Genomic DNA, 16,920 nt, shown 5'->3' on the forward strand with positions numbered 1-16,920 from the left:
CGCCCGTCGCAAGGACCGTTGCCCATGAACTCCCCGTGCCCGCGAGGTTGTCCGCCGTGACCCACGCAGATCCATTTCCGCTGATCCTGGTGCTTGGCGTGATGGCGATGCTGCCGCTGCTCGTCGTCATGACGACCTCGTTCATGAAGATCGCCGTCGTGCTCTCGCTGGTGCGCAATGCTATGGGCGTGCAGCAGATTCCACCGAATCTCGCGCTCTATGGTCTCGCGGCGATTCTCACGTTCTACATCATGGCGCCGGTCGGCCAGCACATGTACAGCACGGTCAAGGCGAATCCGCAGGCGACGCAGTCGCTCGACAGCCTGGAATCCACGGTGCTGCAGGGAGCCGAGCCGTTGCGAAAATTTCTGATTCAACACAGCCGGCCGCAACAGCGCGCGTTCTTCATGGGAACCGCGCGCAAGCTGTGGGAGCCTTCGATGGTCGCCGGGCTGAAGGATACGGACTTCGTCGTGCTGATTCCGTCGTTCCTCGTTACCGAGCTGACCTCCGCATTCGAGATGGGATTTTTGCTCTACCTGCCGTTCATCGTGATCGATCTCATCGTGTCCAACATCCTGCTCGCCATGGGCATGATGATGGTCTCGCCCGTCACCATCTCCTTGCCGCTGAAGCTGTTCCTGTTCGTGATGGTCGACGGCTGGTCGCGGCTGATTCACGGCCTCGTGCTCAGTTATACGTGAAGGTGCCGCCATGACCGAAGCGAACTTCGTCGGTTTCCTGCACCAAGGGCTGCTGCTGATCCTGCTGCTGTCGATGCCGGCCATCGTCGTGGCCTCGGTGGTGGGCGTGCTGTTCAGTTTGTTTCAGGCGCTCACGCAGATCCAGGAACAGACGCTGTCGTTCGCCGTGAAGCTCATTGCCGTCGGCGTCACGCTGGCGCTTTCCGGACGGTGGATCGGCGTCGAGGTGTACAACTACACCGCGATGCTGTTCGATTCGATTGCTTACGCGGGGCGCTAGCGCCGGCGCCCGTTCCATGGAAGCGACGCAATTTCTCGGCGATTTTCACCGCGTACTGATCGCGCTGATGTGCGTGACGGTGCGAATTCAAGTCGCGTTCGCCATCATTCCGCTGTTCAACAAACAAATGATGCCGGCACTGCTGCGCTCGGGCATCGCCATCGGTCTGTCGTTGCTGCTGTTGCCGCCGGTGCTGGCGGACTTTTCGACCATTCCGGAAGCGCCGAGGCTGATCGCCATCGTGGTGAAGGAGGGCGTGCTGGGCCTGCTCATCGGTTACTGCGTGGCGGCCTTGTTCTGGGCCGTGGAGGCGGTGGGTTTCTTCATCGACAACCAGCGCGGCGCGAGCATCGCGAGCACGCTGGATCCGTTGACGGGCAACGACAGTTCGCCGCTGGGCATCCTGTTCAACCAGGCCTTCGTCGTCTATTTCATGGTCGCGGGCGGCTTCAGCGTGCTGATGACACTGCTGTACGCGAGCTACGGCCTGTGGCCGGTGCTCACTTATTTTCCCAGCCTGCCGCCGGATGGGCTCATCGTGTTCGCGGATGTTTTCGGGCGAATCGTGCGGCTCGCCGTGCTGCTCTCCGCGCCGGTGATCGTTGCCATGATGCTCGCCGAGATGGGCCTCGCGCTCATGAGCCGGTTCGTGCCGCAATTGCAGGTGTTCTTTCTCGCCATGCCGGTGAAGTGCGGCATGGCGTTCTTCGTGCTCGTGGTCTATCTGCCGGTGCTGTTCGGCTATCTGCGAGAAGAGATCGGGGTGTTGCCTGAGCTGTTGCAGTCGCTGGCGGGAGCCTTCGGATGAGCGGCGAGAAAACCGAACAACCCACCCACAAGAAGCTGCAGGACGCGCGCAAGAAGGGCCAGGTCGCCAAGAGCAAGGACTTCACGCAGACGGCGCTGATCCTTGCGCTGTTCGGATATCTCATCGCGGCCGCGGGGATGTTGGCGCACAGCCTCGCTGAGTTGCTGGTGCTACCGATGGGGCTCATCAACCAGCCGTTTCGGGTGGCACTCGAGCCGGTCGTCAGCCAGGTGACTCACAACGCCGTCATGATCGTGCTGCCGTTCCTGGGAATCGTCATCGGGGTCGGCATTTTCGCCGAGATGTTGCAGGTGGGCGTGCTGCTTTCGTTCGAGGCGCTCAAGCCCAGCGGCAAGAAGCTCAATGTCGCGGCCAATGCCAAGAACATGGTGTCGAAGAAAAACCTGGTGGAGTTCCTGAAGAACATCCTGAAGGTCGCGGTGCTCACGGCCATCCTGTACAAAGTCGTGCGAAGCGAGATGGCGCATCTGCTCGAACTGCCGAAAGCCGGCGTCGCCGGCGTGGGCATGGCCATCACGGCACTGTTGAAAGTGCTCATCATCAACGTGGCGATGGTGTATCTCGTGATCGCGCTCGCGGACTTCGTCTACCAGCGCCTCGCCTACAAAAAGCAACTGATGATGAGCAAGGACGAGGTGAAGCGCGAATACAAGGAATCCGAAGGCGATCCGCACATCAAAGGCGCACGCAAACATCTGCACCAGGAGCTGATGATGTCCGGCAACATGGAAAAGACGCGCAAGGCGTCGGTGGTCGTGACGAACCCCACGCACATTGCCATCGCGCTCTACTACGATGATGACAAGACGCCGCTGCCGATGGTGCTCGCAAAGGGCACGGACCTGGTCGCCAAGCGCATGATCGAGATCGCCAGGGAGGAGGGCATTCCGGTGATGCAGAACATTCCGCTCGCACGTGCGCTGCATGCGCACGCTCAGCTCGAACAGTATGTGCCATCGGATCTGCTCGAACCGGTCGCCGAAGTGCTGCGTGCGGTCAGGAAGGTGGCGCAAGGCCTGCCTCCCGGCGAGACCTGAAACAGAGGCGCCGGAACCTCGAAGGCGCCGCTGGTTACTCATCGGGGGACAGTGCCAGGTCACCGCACACCGATTGGAAGTACCGACTGATGACAGCACCTCCTGTTCCTCCCGCGTTGGCCTCGCTCGCCGAACAGCGCGGCGTCCACACGGATGCATGGGCGTTGCGCGGGACGCTCGATCTGCGAATCGACGCTCGCACTCGTATCAAGCTGCTGCCTGGTCGACGGCCGAATGAAGTGATGCTGGAGGCGCGGCTCGGCGCGTTGCCGGCTGCACATAAAGAATGCGAGGCGCTGCTTGCCCGCGTGATGCTGCGCGTCACTGCTGGTGCTTCCGACCAGTTGGGAACGATCGCTGTCAGCGCCGCGGGTGACCAACTGCTGCTGCAGGCAATGCTCGACGGCGCCGATGCAGATCGCTTCGAGGCGGGTGTGGAAACCTTTCTCAACGAATTGGATCGCTGGAACGCAGTGGTGGGAGCGAAACGTCCATGATGTCCTATCTGCGCAAGTTTCGATGGATCGGTTGTGCCGTGTTGCTGGTGTGGTCGACCTCGATTTGTTTCGCGGCGGAGCCCTGGCCGGCGGCACAGTTCAAGTACTACGCGCGGCAATCTTCGTTGGTGCGCGTGCTGAGCGATTTCGCCAGCACCTTTGGTATCGGGCTCGCGCTCGACCCGGAGGTGGAGGGAAAAGTCACAGGCGATTTCTCCGCGCGCACACCGACGGAGTTCCTGAATTCGCTCGCGTCCAGCTACGGCTTCAATTGGTACTGGCAAGCGGGCGTGTTGTATGTGAGTCCGGCCCGCGACTGGGTGACGGAGGTGTTGCATGTCGGTATGACGGCCAGTGACGTGAGCGCCCTCAAGGCGCAGCTCAGCGGGCTGAGTGTTTTCGAGTCCCGCTTCGGCTGGGCCGAGTTTCCCGAGCGCGGCATCGTGATCGTTTCCGGTCCGGCGTCCTATGTCGGCAAGATCTCATCGGTGGTTGGTTCGCTCGGCACGGGGCCGAGCGATGGCCGTCAGCTGCGCGTGTTCCGGCTGCAGAACGCACGGGCCGACGACTACACATTCGAGTATCAGGGTCAGCGCGTCGTGACCCCTGGCGTCGCTACGTTGTTGCGCAACCTTGCGGCGGGCTCGATGGCGTCGCAGTACGAGAATCCGAGCACCGGCCCGCTCTCGGTGGCGCCATCCGTGATCGAGCCCGTGCAGGCAATTCCTCCCCTGACCGGCGAGGGTGCTGCCGGCACTCCGCCGCTTCCGTCCGGTGGTCAGCCGGTGTCAGGTGGCAAGGTTGCCGTGACCGCGGGCCTCAACGCGCTCTCACCCGTGATCGAATCCGATCCGCGCCTCAACTCGGTGGTCGTGTATGACGCGCCGGAGAAAATGCCGATCTACGAAGCGCTGATCCGCGAGCTTGACGCCGGGCGTCCGCAAATACAGATCGAAGCCATGATCGTCGATGTCGCCACCGACAAAATCGATACGCTCGGCGTGGCGTGGCGCGCCGGCGGCGGCAGCGTCAGCGGTGGTTTTGGCGGTGGCGGAAATGGTGAGGGCACCATCCTGTCCGTCAATACGGACGGCTTCTTCGCGCGGGTTCGTGCACTGGTGACGGAAGGTAATGCTCGCATCCTGGGTCGCCCGTCGGTGCTGACGCTCGACAACTTGTCTGCCGTGCTGTCGCTGTCCGAAACGCTCTACACGCGAGTGTCGGGGCTGCGCGAGGACCGCAAGGGCGGCTCGTACGGTGCCTTGGTGCCGATCACGACCGGCACGCTGCTGAAAGTCATTCCGCGGCTCGTGGACGAAAACGGCCGGCGCGATATCGCGCTCGCCGTGGAGATCCAGGACGGCCAGATCCAGCGCGACTCGAAAGACAGCGAGGAGACGTTGCCGAGCGTGAGACAGAGCGCGATCAACACTCAGGCCGTGGTTCGCGAAAACGATTGCCTGCTCATCGGCGGATATTTCATGGAGAGCGACAACCTCGTGGAGCGCCGCGTGCCTGGGCTCAGTCGCGTGCCGCTGTTGGGGGCGTTGTTTCGAGACAAGAGCGGCGAGCACAAGCGCAGTGCGCGCCTGTTCGTGATCCGGCCGATGGTCGTGCCCTCGTCCTCGACGCTCAGCGCGAACCTGGAACCGTCGAATCGATAGTCCGCGAGCGTTGCGCCCACCCTTGGAACTTCCGCATCCCACCCGGCCGGAGAGTGTCGTGCCGACCGGCCGGTTGCTGAAATCACCTTCGTGATAGCTGCTCGCGGCAAAACGTCATCTTCAGAGAACTGTTCAGTGAAACCATACATGTGGCGAAATGTGAGCTTCGCGGAGCTGTGCAACGCTCTGCTCTGTGCCGTCGCCATGGTCGTTCTTGCGGGTTGCGGCGGCGGTGGTGGCGGGTGGCATCCCGCGGGCGGAGGATCGCAGCTCACGCCGCCGCAGACCGATCCGCCCACGAGCAACGATCCACCGGCGGACGACGATCCGCCAGCCACATCGGATCCGCCCGCCGCATCGCTCAGTCTCAACGACGGCGCCACGATTCGTCAGTACACGGCCGGGGCTACTGTGGTCGTTCCGGTTTCCCTGGATGGAGCCGCCGATGAAGCGCCGCTGACCGTGACGATCGCCTCTTCGGATGTGAAGGTTGCGGCAGTTGCTCCTGGCACTTGTTTCCTGGCAGGCACCGGCAGCTCGTGCCTCGTGACCGTGCGTGCCATGGGCACCGGTACGGCGACACTTTCAGCGTCGGCGCCGGGGCAGGAGACCGTGACGACGCAAGTTTCCGTCGGCGGGCCACCGCCACAACAGTACGATTACGGCAAGGTCCAGATCGGTACCTTTCCGACGGCGGCAGCACTGTCGACCTCGAATTTCCAGAGCGCCGGGCAGCTCGGACAGATCGTCACGTTGCAGGCCAGCCTCACGGGCTTCGATCAGCCTCTGAACGGGATACCGATTCTGCTGCAGACCACGGCAGGCGCATTCATCGGCAACCCTCAGTGCAACGTGGACAGTGCCGCTGATCCGAATCACACATGTTTGTATCAGCTGCGTCTGCCGAGCTCGGCGCCGGCCGACAACAAGGTGGTGGTCACGGCTCGCGTAGTGGGGACGGCGTCCTCGTTCCAGGCATGGAATGCGCCGACCGTGACGATCGCAACCACCGACGCGTCCGTTGCCGGCACGATCGCGCTCGAAAGCACCGACGGCGGTGCGCCGCGTGGCATGTCGAGCCCGATGTGGGCCGTGCTGCGCGACAGCTCCGGCGTCGGCGACACTGTAGTGACGCTGCAGGCGTCGAACACGAATGTCACGATCAATCCTGGAGTGACGCGCACGTCCGGCGCCTATCAGCAGCAGTCGTGCACGCTCAGTTCGGTGAACCCGGTGTGCGGCTTCGGCGTGAAAGGCGAGACCGCCGGCACCGTTTCGATCGCCGCGGGCGCCGGTGGCTACACCATCGACCCGTTGGCCTTGATGATCGACGAGCCATCGGCGACCGCTCGCGTTTTCAAGTTCCGCAACACGAGCCCCAATCCGGTCTGGCTCGGGGTCACCTCAGGCACGTCGAACAGCTATCAGACGCGTGCATTGATCAGCTCCACGGATGCGTCGGCGAGTGGGCCGAGCAAAATGTGCGGCCCATCGAATCCGGGCGGAGCGTGTCCGCGCGGATCGACGTGTCAGCAGGGCGGCGCCTATCCGGACGACGACACGACTTACTTCTGCTACTGGGATGCGCCGCAGCCGTCGAACGGCTATCAGCTGCGTGCCTCGTCGACGGACAGCACGACCGTGAGCATCTCCGACTCGTCTTACGATCCCGTCGCGGATATCACCTGGTCGGGCAATTTCTTCCCACGGGAAGGCTGCACGCTCTCCAATACCGGCGAGCTGATCTGCGCGGTAGCCAACTGCGGAAACGCGACGTCGGGTGAGGCATGCGCTCCAGGAACGGGAGGAGCACCAGCGGTGGCGACGTTGCCGGAAGTCACGCTCCAGCGTTACAACACGGACTACTACGACATCTCGATCATTGGCGGCGCCAATGTGGCCACGTCGTTCGGCCCGGATCGCGCAGCCACATCGTCTCTGAGTCCCATTCCCGATGCCGACGGCTATCAGTGCGGCACCGCTGGCGCCAACACGGCGCAGGGCTCATTGCCGGCAGCCGATTGGGACATGGCAACGCACGTCGCGGAACCCGTGGTAGCGGGCGGAACGGAACCGTTCAGCTTCGCGGCGCAGACGAGCGCCACGAAATCGACCTCGTTCTATCAATTCGTTTCTTCCGTCACACCGCGCGAAGCGCCGGGCTGTTCCACGAGCAATGCCTGCACGACGCCTGGCTATGTGTGCGGGTATGACTCGGCCGCGGTCGATCGCGGCGGCGACTCGGACTATCAGACGAGCTGCGGCAATCCGGTTGCCTGGCTCTCCGCCAACCAGCTGTGGGCGATGAATACCTCGCCGTCCAATGCCGCGCCGTTTCGCTTCTCCAGCAGCTATCAATCCTCTTCCGGGCCGGCCGTGCAGCTCAACCAGCTCTTCAGCTGTACTGCGCCTACCGCCAGCGGCTATGCCGTTTCCAATACCGATGCGTCGTTGTCTTGTGGTTGCACGAACTGGGGTGACGCGTCACTGCCGGGCGTGACGGGCGATGCGCCGTTCGCTGCGAAGATCGCGTCGCCGACCACGCCGTGTTCGACCAACAACACGGTCGAAGCGCAACACCCGTGGACCGAGAACGTGCTGCCGACGATCGCGTGGCTGAAGAAAGCGTGTCCGACCTGCTACACGTATCCGTTCGACGATATGAGCTCGACGTTCCAGTGCACGAACCACGAGCTCGCGGCGGCGGGAACGAACTCGGTTCCCTATCTCATCACTTTCGGAGGACATCTCCCGGGCCGTTGAGGGAACTCAACGCCGCGAGTTGTTACCCATGCGTAGATCGCACGGCGCACGCCAGCGCGCGATTCCGCGAACAAACATCCAGGAGACGACGTTGCTGAATCGTTCCATTCGCTTGCGCCGCGCAGTGCGCTACTTGGTAATGGTGCCTGCTGTCTGTGGCCTGAGCTCGGTGACTTGGGCTCAATCGATTCCGCTGCCAGCGCCCACCGCGGGTTCAGTGCTGCGCGAGATCCAGGCACAGCCTGCCGCGTCCTCGCAGGATCTTGGTGCGCCGAATCTGATCATTCCGAAAGCGGAACAGACCACGGCAGCGGGTGGACCGAAGATCGACGTTCGCCAATATCAGCTCAAGGGAGAGTCGGCGGCGGACGCGCAATCGTTGCAGCCGCTGCTTGCGCCGTTCGTCGGCGCCGGCAAGACCCTCGCCGATCTGGAAGCAGCGGCGAAGGCCGTCGAAACCGAGCTGCGCCATCGTGGCCGCTTCCTTGCGCAAGTCATCGTTCCCGCGCAGCGAATGGTCGACGGCGTCGTCGAGCTGCAGGTGTTCGAAGGCCGGCTCGGCGAGGTGAGCATCGACGTGCAGCCGGACGCAAACATTTCTCGCTCCCTGGTCGACAGCACTGTCGAACCGCTGCGTGGCAATCCACCGATCGAGCGGGACTTGATCGATGGCGCGTTATTGCGATTGGGCGATCTGCGCGGCATCGCCGTGCACTCGGTGCTCAAGCCCGGTGATGAACCCGGCATAGCGGACCTGGCAATCGACATCAATCGCGGGCGCCGTTACGCCACCGAATTCGAGTACGACAACGGCGGCTCGGTGTACACCGGTCGCGATCGCTTCTACGCGAATCTCGACGTGTTCGATCTGGCCGGCCGCGGCGACGTCGCTTCATTGCAAGCGCAGGCGTCGACCGGCACTCGTTATATACAAGGCTCGTGGCTCGTGCCCGTCAACGGCCTCGGTACGCGCATCGGTCCCGTCGCCGGCTGGTTGGACTACGAGCTGGGCACGCCGCAGTTCGAGCCGCTCGACGCACGGGGCAATGCTTACTGGTTTGCCCTGCAATTGCAGCAGCCGCTGATTCGCTCGCAGGATCACAATCTTTATCTGCAGGCCAGTCTCGGCGAACGTCGCTTCGAGGATGAAGTGCGGGCGCTTGGCATCGACAGCCACAAGAGCGTGGATGGTTACGGCAGCATCGGCCTCGCGGGCCAGGTGCGCGACAGCTACCGAGGTCTCAACAACTACTCGTTCAGCGTCGCGAGCGGCAAGCTCGGCTTCGATGACGCGGCCGATGCGGCATTCGACGCACAGAGCTACCGAACGGCCGGGCGATACACCCTCTATTCGGTTGCGCTATCCCGGTTGCAGACGATCACGTCGAGGGATTCATTGTTGCTGGCGACTCAGGCGCAGTTGCCGAGCCGCAATCTCGACAGCTCCGAGAAGTTCACGCTCGGTGGAATGAGCGCGGTGCGGGGCTATCCCGCGACCGACTCGCCCAGCGATCAAGCAATCACGTTGACGTGGGAATACCGCAGGCTGCTCGGTTTCGCACTGGACGGCCGCTGGAGTGCTTCGCTGTTCGGCGATTACGGCTTTGGCCGGCTGCACGACGAGCCCCTGCCAACCGATCCCGACAATACTCGTGACATTCATTCGCACGGCATCGGCCTCGACTACGGCAGCGACATGGGCCTTTCCATTCGCGGCTTCGTCGCCTGGCGCGGCAACGAGCCGGCCCAGACCGACGATCGCAGCGCGCGCCTGTTCGTGCAAGCCAGCATGGCCTTCTGATTTTCCGATGAGGAACCGCTTCCGATGAACAAGAAAGTTTTCGCACTGACGCCGCTGGCGTTGGCCTGCAAGTGTGTCCTGGCGCAGGCTGCGCCCCCAGTGCTGCCCGCCGGCGGCGCGATCGTGCAAGGTCAGGGCAGCATCGCCATCAGCGGCGACACGCTGACCGTCAATCAAAGCAGCCAGCGAATGATCGCCGACTGGCAGAGCTTCTCGATCGGCAGCGACAATACCGTCCGGTTCGCGCAGCCCTCGGCGGATGCCGTGGCGTTGAATCGTGTCGTCGGTGGAGATCCCAGCCGCATTCTCGGCAATCTCTCCGCCAACGGTCGTGTCTACATTCAAAACCCGAACGGCGTGCTCTTTGCGAAGGGCGCGCAGGTGAACGTCGGCAGCCTGGTTGCGACGACGTTGCAGGCGGATGCGAAAGAGTTCATGGAGACTGGAGGCCTGAAGCTCAGCGGTGCGCAGGGCGCGGGCACCGTGAGCAACGAAGGCACGATCAACGCGGCTCCAGGTGGACACGTAGTGCTGGCTGGACCGAACGTCAACAATGCAGGCTCCATCAATGCGCCTGGCGGCACGCTTGCGCTCGCCGCGGCCGGCGCAGTCACTGTCGACCCGACAGGCGCCGGCGTCGTATCGATCGATGTTTCGGCCGAGGCGGTGGGCGCACAGCTCGTCAATAGTGGTGTGCTCACCGCCGATGGCGGTCGGATCAATCTGCAAGCGGCGGCCGTCAACGCGGCTGCGAGCCACGTGCTGCAGATCGACGGCATCGTGCGTGCTCGCAGCATCGAGGGACACGACGGCGAGATCGTACTCTCCGGCGGGGCGAGCGGCCTCGTGAGTGTCGGCGGTCAGCTCGATGCGAGTGGTGAAGGAACGAACGGCGGGACCGTGAAGGTACTCGGCGATCGCGTGCTTCTGCAAAACACTGCGCAGATCGATGCCGCCGGCACGAACGGCGGCCGCGTACTCGTGGGTGGAGCGTTCCAGGGGCAGGGCAGTGAGCCCAACGCACGGGTCACGGTGGTTGAAGAAGGTGCACGGATCGACGCCAGCGCGAGAGATCGCGGCAATGGCGGCGATGTCGTCGTGTGGTCTGACGACGTCACCTCGTATGCAGGAAACATTGCTGCTCGCGGTGGAGCCTCCGGCGGCGACGGTGGCAGCGTGGAGGTTTCCGGAAAACGTACGCTTTTGTTTACCGGTGCCGTGGACACACAGGCGCCGGCCGGGAAGCGGGGAACCCTACTGCTCGATCCGGAAGACATCGATATCGGCGAGACGGCGAACGTCGATGGCGTGGGGCCCACCGGCGACGATTTGCTGGGCACGACACTCCTGGAGGATGACTACCTTTACGCCGAGAGCTCGATCACGGCATCGAACGTTGCTTCCCTTCTTGCAACAACAGATGTCACGCTGCAGGCCGGCTATAGCGTGACGGTGAGCGCGCCGCTCTCGGTTGCCCCCGGCGGCGCCGACTCCACGCTGACGATCAACACTCCGCATGCATTCATCAACGCTCCAGTGACCCTGAACAATGCATCGTTGAACATCGATACCCAACGGCTCTTCAGCGACTCGATCCGCGTCAATGCCCCGGTGCAGAGCTTGCGCTCGGTGGCGTTGACCAGCACCGATATCGGCCTGGCCGCCGACGTCACGGTGCCGTCGCTGACGATGCGTGTGCCGGACGATGCCCTGATCCCCGGCTCGATCCACCAGGATGCAGGCTCGATCGACTCGTCCGACGTGTTGACCCGCGCGACCCAGGGAATCGTATCGTTGACGCAGGCCGGCAATACCATGGCAACGCTCGACGTTACCGCTTATACCGCAAGCGTCGACGTGGACTTTACGCCGGACGGCTCGCCGCTCAGGACCGGCGCGACCATCGGCGATGCGTACACGCTGAACGTCGGCGAGCGGGTCGTGCAGTCCAGAAGCATGACCATCGGCGGCGAATTCGATGTGACGACGGCTGGAGATGCCGCGCTGGACGATCCTGACAACGAGTTCATCGGCCCGGTGCGCTTCGATATCGACGGCAGCTTGCGCCTGCGGGACGTCAACGATCTCGATGCTGGCGGCGTGGCGCGTGATGACATCAATATCGTCGCGGGCGGACTCTTCATCCTCGGAGCGGATATCAGCTCCACGGACGCGAGTCGCCAATCCCTCGTGGAGTTTTCGAGCGCCGGCTTCGACAACAGCGCCGACGCGCATGTGAACGTGCAGCCCGGCAGCCGCTTCATCATTCGCTCCAGCGATTTCACCCGGGATGTCATTGGCGCCATCGGCTTCAGCGCCGACGACATCGCCAATGTGAACTACACCGTGCTCAATGGCTGGGTCGGTGCCGATCCGACCACGGGCAACGGCTACTATACGAATCGTCGCGGCACCATCGATGCGCCGAATGCGGATCGACCGCCGATCTCATGGATCTACGATCGCACGACCGCGTTCGATTTCGTGCAGACCGGCAACCAGGCCGACGCCTGGCTGCAGCAGGACGCCCATGGTGCGACCGGCCTGAGCCACTACCGAGTGGTGACCGACGGCGCGTTCGACGACCCGACGGCCGGCACCAACAAGCGCTACACGGTGGACGCAACCAACAACGTGGTGGCGACCTACGCGGATAATGGTTCCACGGTTTACGGGCTGCTCTATGAATCTTTCACCCGGCCGGCGGGTGAGGTGGGCCCGGAAGGTCCGGGCAACGCGATCTCAGAGATCATCCCGCGGCCCGTCTACAGCAACGGCGTAGATGCGATCGATCGAGCTTATGACGGGACCAGTACCGTGGCACTCAACATCGACGCTGCGACGCTGAGCGGCGTGCTGGAAGGTGACACCGTCGGCCTGGCGCCCGGCAACCTCGTGGGCACGATGGCGGATCCGGACGCCGGCATCGACAAGCATGTGACGACCGACGGCCCGCTGGGATTGAGCGGTGTCGATGCGCGCAACTATGTGCTCACCGATCTGAGCACTCCGACGGTGACGATCACTGCACCACCGGTATTGGAGGTACCGCACGAGCCGCGCTCGGTATCGGACCCTCAGCAACCGTTTCGAAATTCCATCAGTGGACGACATGACGTGCGTCCCGCCAACGTGGATCTGGAAATGAGCCCGTTGGCCCTGCCGATGGCACCTCCGCCGGTGGCGGCGGTGGAGCCGGTGAAGCAGATCGTGACCGACACTCGAACGTACTACGTCTACTTCCCGTACCGGTCCGCGACTATCGATGAAGCACGCAGTGCTTCGGAACTGAGCTCACTGCTCCAGGCGCTCGGTGACGGTTTCGAAGTGCAGCGAGTGCGCGGGTTTACGTCGCCGGAAGGTCCGCGTGTCCCTCGGTATGGTTTCGAAGGCAACGACGATCTTTCCTATCGACGCGCGTCGGCGGCGCTGGCGCAGCTGCGTAAGGTGTGTGCTGAACATGGCGAAAACTGTGTTCCGGATTCGGTTCAGCCCGAAGCGGGCAGCGAATTGCACACCCTGGTGTCGAGCGATACCAAGGGCCGGTCGCAGGAGGTCGAGGGCGAGCCGCTCGCGGAATACGCAGTTGCCGAGTTCAATTCGGATAACACCGATGCACGCCAGCGCACGCCCGAGATCGAGCGTGAGCTCGAGTTCGCACGCACGCCCGTCGCGAAGGCTCAGATCGTGTATCCGCAGTTGCGTCGTGTCGAGATCGAAGTGACTCGGGAGCGCGCCGTGGAGCAGACCAATGTTGCTTCGACTGCGGACCCGCACTCATCTTCGGTTCACGAGTGAGTCGCGCTCGGTCGCGCACGAGATGCAGCAATGGCGCATGCGAGACAGGACAGCTGGGCGCTTTCGCTGCTGAACGTCGCGATCGGCTTTCATCGTGCCGGGCAGACCGTCGCGGCGATGGCCGTTTATGAGGAAGTGCTCCAGCGCCAGCCACGCTGCTTCGATGCGCTACACCTGCTGGGTGTGGCGGAGCTGCAGCGAGGCCATCCCGCAGAAGCACTTTCGTGGTTCGATCTTGCGATCGGCGAGGACAGATCGAACGCTGCTGTCCACGCTCATCGAGGTGCAGCGTTGCGTGAGCTGGGACGCGAGGCCGAGGCCCTGGAGGCCTTGGATCGCGCGGTTGCACTAGATCCGAGTCATATAGGAGCCCTGAGCAACCGCGCAGCCGTTTTAATGGATCAGGGACAAGCAGCGGCTGCATTGGAGGCTGTGGATCGGGCGCTCGCGCTCGATCCACAGCACGGCGTCTCCCTGTATAACCGCACGAGCGCGCTACAAGCGCTCGGTCGTTCGCGGGAAGCGCTTGTCGCCTGTCAGCAGGCGTTGCCGTTGCTGCCGGATAACGCAGATCTGTTTGCCAGATACAGCGCTCTGTTGCGAGAAGTAGGGCGTACTTCGGAGGCGCTCGGCGCGTGCGAGCATGCACTCCTGCTGCGGCCTGACGATGCAGCGCTGCTCGTGAACCGCGGACATTTGCTTGCCGAACTGGGACAACATTCCGCCGCTGCCGCGAGCTATCGCCGAGCCCATGCGATCGATCCCACGCTGCCTTATCTGCCCGGCTGGCTGATTCACACACAGCTGCGAATAGCGGACTGGCATGGGCTCGACGAGTTGCGAGATGAGATCGCCGCGGGGATCGACGCCGGACGCCGGGTGTGCGAGCCGTTTATTTCGTTGCTTCTGCCGCTGAATCGTCGACAACTGCGTCGCTGTGCCGAATTGCATTCACAGAGCTTGCAGCCGCGGCTGCCTGGGCCGCGAGCGCTGCGTGCAGCCAACCCCGATGCGCGACTCCGCATCGGATATTTCTCGGCGGATTTCCACGAGCATCCGACGGCTCAGCTCGTCGCCGGCACCATCGATCACCACGACCGCAGCCGGTTCGAAGTCATCGGATTCGCGCTCGGCGCCCCAGTGGAAGATTCCATGCGTGCCCGGTTGCGTGCGAGCTTCGATCATTTCATCGACCTGGACGGTTGCAGCGATACCCGGGCCGCAGAGATCTCGAGGCAGCTCGGGATCGATATTGCCATCGACCTGGGAGGCTACACGCGGTGTAGCCGCAGCGGCATCTTCGTCGAGCGCGCCGCACCGATCCAGGTGGCATGGCTGGGTTTCCCGGGCACCTCGGGTTCGCCGGCTTTCGATTACCTGATCGCCGATGGCGTGGTGGTTCCGGCGGCGCATGAGGCCGACTATTCAGAAACATTGATTCGGCTGCCGCACTGCTATCAGCCGAACGACTCGCGACGACAGACCAACGCGACGACGCCGACACGCGCTGCGCTGGGTCTGCCCGAAGATGCTTTTGTTTTCTGCTGTTTCAACAATCCCGCGAAGATCACGCCTGAAGTCTTCGAAGTGTGGATGTGGCTGTTGCGACACGTGCCGGACAGCGTGTTGTGGTTGCTGGATGAAAATCCCACGGCCACGCAGCACTTCTGTTTTCATGCGGGAAATTACGACGTCGATCCGCAGCGCCTGATCTTTGCGCCTCGCCAGCCGGCATCCGAGCATCTGGCGAGACATCGCCTTGCGGATCTCTTTCTCGATACCTGGCCCTATAACGCGCATACGACGGCAAGCGATGCACTATGGGCGGGGTTGCCCGTGCTGACGTTGGCAGGAGAGACATTCGCCTCGCGGGTTGCGACCAGCCTGCTGCTCGCAGCGGGATTGCCCGAACTCGTGACGCATTCCCGGTCGCGCTATGAATCTCTCGCCTTGGAGCTTGCCACGAAGCGAGATCGTCTGAGCAAGTTGCGACAACGTCTGAGCGGGCAGCGGATGGCATGCCCGTTATTCGATACGGCGCAGTTCACGCATGACCTGGAATCCGCATACCTGACGATGTGGCGTCGGAACTTCGCGTCGTGCCCCACGGCCGGCCAGGAGCTCCCATGAAAGCACCGCGTTCTCGTACGCACGGCTGCGCAATCGTTGGAACCGTTCTGCTCGGTTTCGTCTCCGCTTGCACGACTCCCATCCCACGCAAGCCTGTCGAGTCGATCCAGCTAACCTCACCGCTGCCCGCGAGCATTGGGAATCTGCGTGATGCCTTTCGAGCGGAATACGACGAGGCGGTCGAGGCACATTCAGAACGTCTTCGTGCGAGCGCGCCCATCATCACGCAAGATCTGCTGAACATGACGCTATGGCGGTCGGACGGGACAACAGCCCGCTTTCCGATGAATTCACGCGCCTATATGCTGATGGCTCACTCTTCGCATCCGCCCCTGACCGTATTCTCCATCCTCTCCAGCAACGGGTTCGGCTCCCTGACGGACAGCACGAAGCAGAAGCTGAAGGACTACGTAACCGTTCTCGAGGGCGCTGCTGGCGATGTCTACGCCTTGGATATACCCATCGAGACGCGGGATCGGTTGGTATCCATCCTTATGCAGACGCGGCAGTTCGTCGTTGCGACCTTGGCAAAGGGTTCAGCGACGGAGGCTGACTTTCAGTCTTACGCCCAACCGCTCAAAGAACTGATCAGCGCCAATCTTCGTGTGGGCGCGAACGAACAGCTCGTGCAGTTCCGGACACAGGTCAATGCGTGGCGCACCGAGTTCCCTGATGAGAAGTGGAGCGAGCTGCGCGTCGTCGTGCTGGGCGTTCACCAGGCCCGGGACCAATATGCCCTGAAGCTCTTTTTCCAATGGCTGCTGCGTGAACCGGCGTACGAAGACCGCGTGGTCTATGCCGAACTACAAACACTGCCGCGGGGTGATGCCCTGGCAGAGGCACAGAAGCAGGCGTTGACGCTCCTGACCAAGGTGGACTTCGAACACAAGGCCGGAGCATTGATCTTTGGCGACCGATTCATTCTGCAGAAGGATGTCATGGGTCCCGCGGCCGAAGATATCCTCGAAGCATGGGGCACATCGGACTGGCCGGCGGCTCGTTGAGCCTTCTGATACTTGTGTACACGGCGTCCAGACAGGCTGCCGCGAGAACCGATCCGCTGTAAGCATGGAGATAAATCTTGCTCCGGCGCACCGTGTCGGGCGACATGAGCCCATCGCTTCCCACACGAATGTCCATTTATTGGCTGGAGGGGCGTTCGCCTCGCGCGTCGCGGCCAATCTGCTGCAAGCAGCGGGACTGACCAAGCTCATCACGACTTCCCCGATCGCGCTACGAATCTCGCCCTCGAGCTTGCCAGCAAGCGGGACCGGTTGAGCAAGCTGCTCAGGCTAAGGGCGCAGCGACGGCCTGTCCGTTATTCGATACGGCTGATCTGCCTGCAGGCAACCGCCTCATCAATGACGTTGCTTGCTGCTACCGTGCGAGAGCCGGACGGATTGCGCATCCATCCGGC

Annotated in this window: 11 protein-coding genes; all 11 read left to right on the forward strand. The window is 62.9% G+C overall.

Annotation, left to right across the window (positions count from 1 at the left end):
* Positions 1-56 precede the first annotated feature (56 nt).
* The 11 genes from sctR (at position 57) to EKO19_RS21670 (ending at position 16,507) form a co-directional block, all read left to right on the forward strand.
* On the forward strand, positions 57-704 hold the full coding sequence (sctR, locus tag EKO19_RS21620; RefSeq protein ID WP_129778579.1) for a type III secretion system export apparatus subunit SctR: 648 nt from the start codon (positions 57-59) through the stop codon (positions 702-704).
* Between the two features lie 10 nt (positions 705-714).
* A complete protein-coding gene (gene sctS / locus EKO19_RS21625; protein WP_129778580.1) occupies positions 715-984 on the forward strand; it encodes a type III secretion system export apparatus subunit SctS in 270 nt (89 codons plus the stop codon).
* A gap of 16 nt (positions 985-1,000) precedes the next feature.
* Positions 1,001-1,792 (forward strand): type III secretion system export apparatus subunit SctT, encoded by a 792-nt coding sequence (sctT, locus tag EKO19_RS21630; protein ID WP_129778581.1) that lies wholly within the window; start codon positions 1,001-1,003, stop codon positions 1,790-1,792.
* Complete coding sequence (gene sctU, locus EKO19_RS21635; protein ID WP_129778582.1) at positions 1,789-2,850, forward strand: type III secretion system export apparatus subunit SctU; 1,062 nt, start codon at positions 1,789-1,791, stop codon at positions 2,848-2,850. Before sctT ends, sctU begins: the two co-directional genes overlap by 4 nt.
* A gap of 116 nt (positions 2,851-2,966) precedes the next feature.
* Positions 2,967-3,347 carry a CesT family type III secretion system chaperone gene (locus EKO19_RS21640; RefSeq protein WP_157995379.1) on the forward strand — a complete coding sequence of 127 codons (381 nt, stop codon included), beginning with the start codon at positions 2,967-2,969 and terminating at the stop codon, positions 3,345-3,347.
* Positions 3,344-5,011, forward strand: coding sequence for a type III secretion system outer membrane ring subunit SctC (gene sctC / locus EKO19_RS21645; RefSeq protein WP_129778584.1), 1,668 nt, complete (start codon positions 3,344-3,346; stop codon positions 5,009-5,011). The genes EKO19_RS21640 and sctC overlap by 4 nt, the downstream gene beginning before the upstream one ends.
* Before the next feature lie 135 nt (positions 5,012-5,146).
* The gene (locus EKO19_RS21650) at positions 5,147-7,774 is read left to right on the forward strand and encodes a thaumatin family protein (protein WP_157995380.1); all 2,628 of its coding nucleotides are present in this window, start codon (positions 5,147-5,149) and stop codon (positions 7,772-7,774) included.
* Between the two features lie 28 nt (positions 7,775-7,802).
* Positions 7,803-9,575 (forward strand): ShlB/FhaC/HecB family hemolysin secretion/activation protein, encoded by a 1,773-nt coding sequence (locus tag EKO19_RS21655; RefSeq protein WP_129778586.1) that lies wholly within the window; start codon positions 7,803-7,805, stop codon positions 9,573-9,575.
* A 24-nt stretch (positions 9,576-9,599) separates the two neighbouring features.
* A complete protein-coding gene (locus tag EKO19_RS21660) occupies positions 9,600-13,373 on the forward strand; it encodes a two-partner secretion domain-containing protein (protein WP_129778587.1) in 3,774 nt (1,257 codons plus the stop codon).
* A gap of 30 nt (positions 13,374-13,403) precedes the next feature.
* Positions 13,404-15,503 (forward strand): O-linked N-acetylglucosamine transferase, SPINDLY family protein, encoded by a 2,100-nt coding sequence (locus tag EKO19_RS21665; protein ID WP_129778588.1) that lies wholly within the window; start codon positions 13,404-13,406, stop codon positions 15,501-15,503.
* Positions 15,500-16,507, forward strand: coding sequence for a hypothetical protein (locus EKO19_RS21670; protein ID WP_129778589.1), 1,008 nt, complete (start codon positions 15,500-15,502; stop codon positions 16,505-16,507). Before EKO19_RS21665 ends, EKO19_RS21670 begins: the two co-directional genes overlap by 4 nt.
* Positions 16,508-16,920 lie beyond the last annotated feature (413 nt).

The organism is Peristeroidobacter soli, assembly GCF_004138485.1.
In the GTDB taxonomy this organism is placed as follows: domain Bacteria; phylum Pseudomonadota; class Gammaproteobacteria; order Steroidobacterales; family Steroidobacteraceae; genus Steroidobacter; species Steroidobacter soli.

Excerpts from the sequence above, each read along its gene's own strand:
- EKO19_RS21660 (WP_129778587.1), top strand. The coding sequence starts at position 9,600 with ATGAACAAGAAAGTTTTCGCACTGACGCCGCTGGCGTTGGCCTGCAAG.
- EKO19_RS21670 (WP_129778589.1), top strand. The coding sequence starts at position 15,500 with ATGAAAGCACCGCGTTCTCGTACGCACGGCTGCGCAATCGTTGGAACC.
- EKO19_RS21655 (WP_129778586.1), top strand. The coding sequence starts at position 7,803 with ATGCGTAGATCGCACGGCGCACGCCAGCGCGCGATTCCGCGAACAAAC.
- sctU (WP_129778582.1), top strand. The coding sequence starts at position 1,789 with ATGAGCGGCGAGAAAACCGAACAACCCACCCACAAGAAGCTGCAGGAC.
- EKO19_RS21665 (WP_129778588.1), top strand. The coding sequence starts at position 13,404 with ATGGCGCATGCGAGACAGGACAGCTGGGCGCTTTCGCTGCTGAACGTC.
- sctC (WP_129778584.1), top strand. The coding sequence starts at position 3,344 with ATGATGTCCTATCTGCGCAAGTTTCGATGGATCGGTTGTGCCGTGTTG.
- sctT (WP_129778581.1), top strand. The coding sequence starts at position 1,001 with ATGGAAGCGACGCAATTTCTCGGCGATTTTCACCGCGTACTGATCGCG.
- sctS (WP_129778580.1), top strand. The coding sequence starts at position 715 with ATGACCGAAGCGAACTTCGTCGGTTTCCTGCACCAAGGGCTGCTGCTG.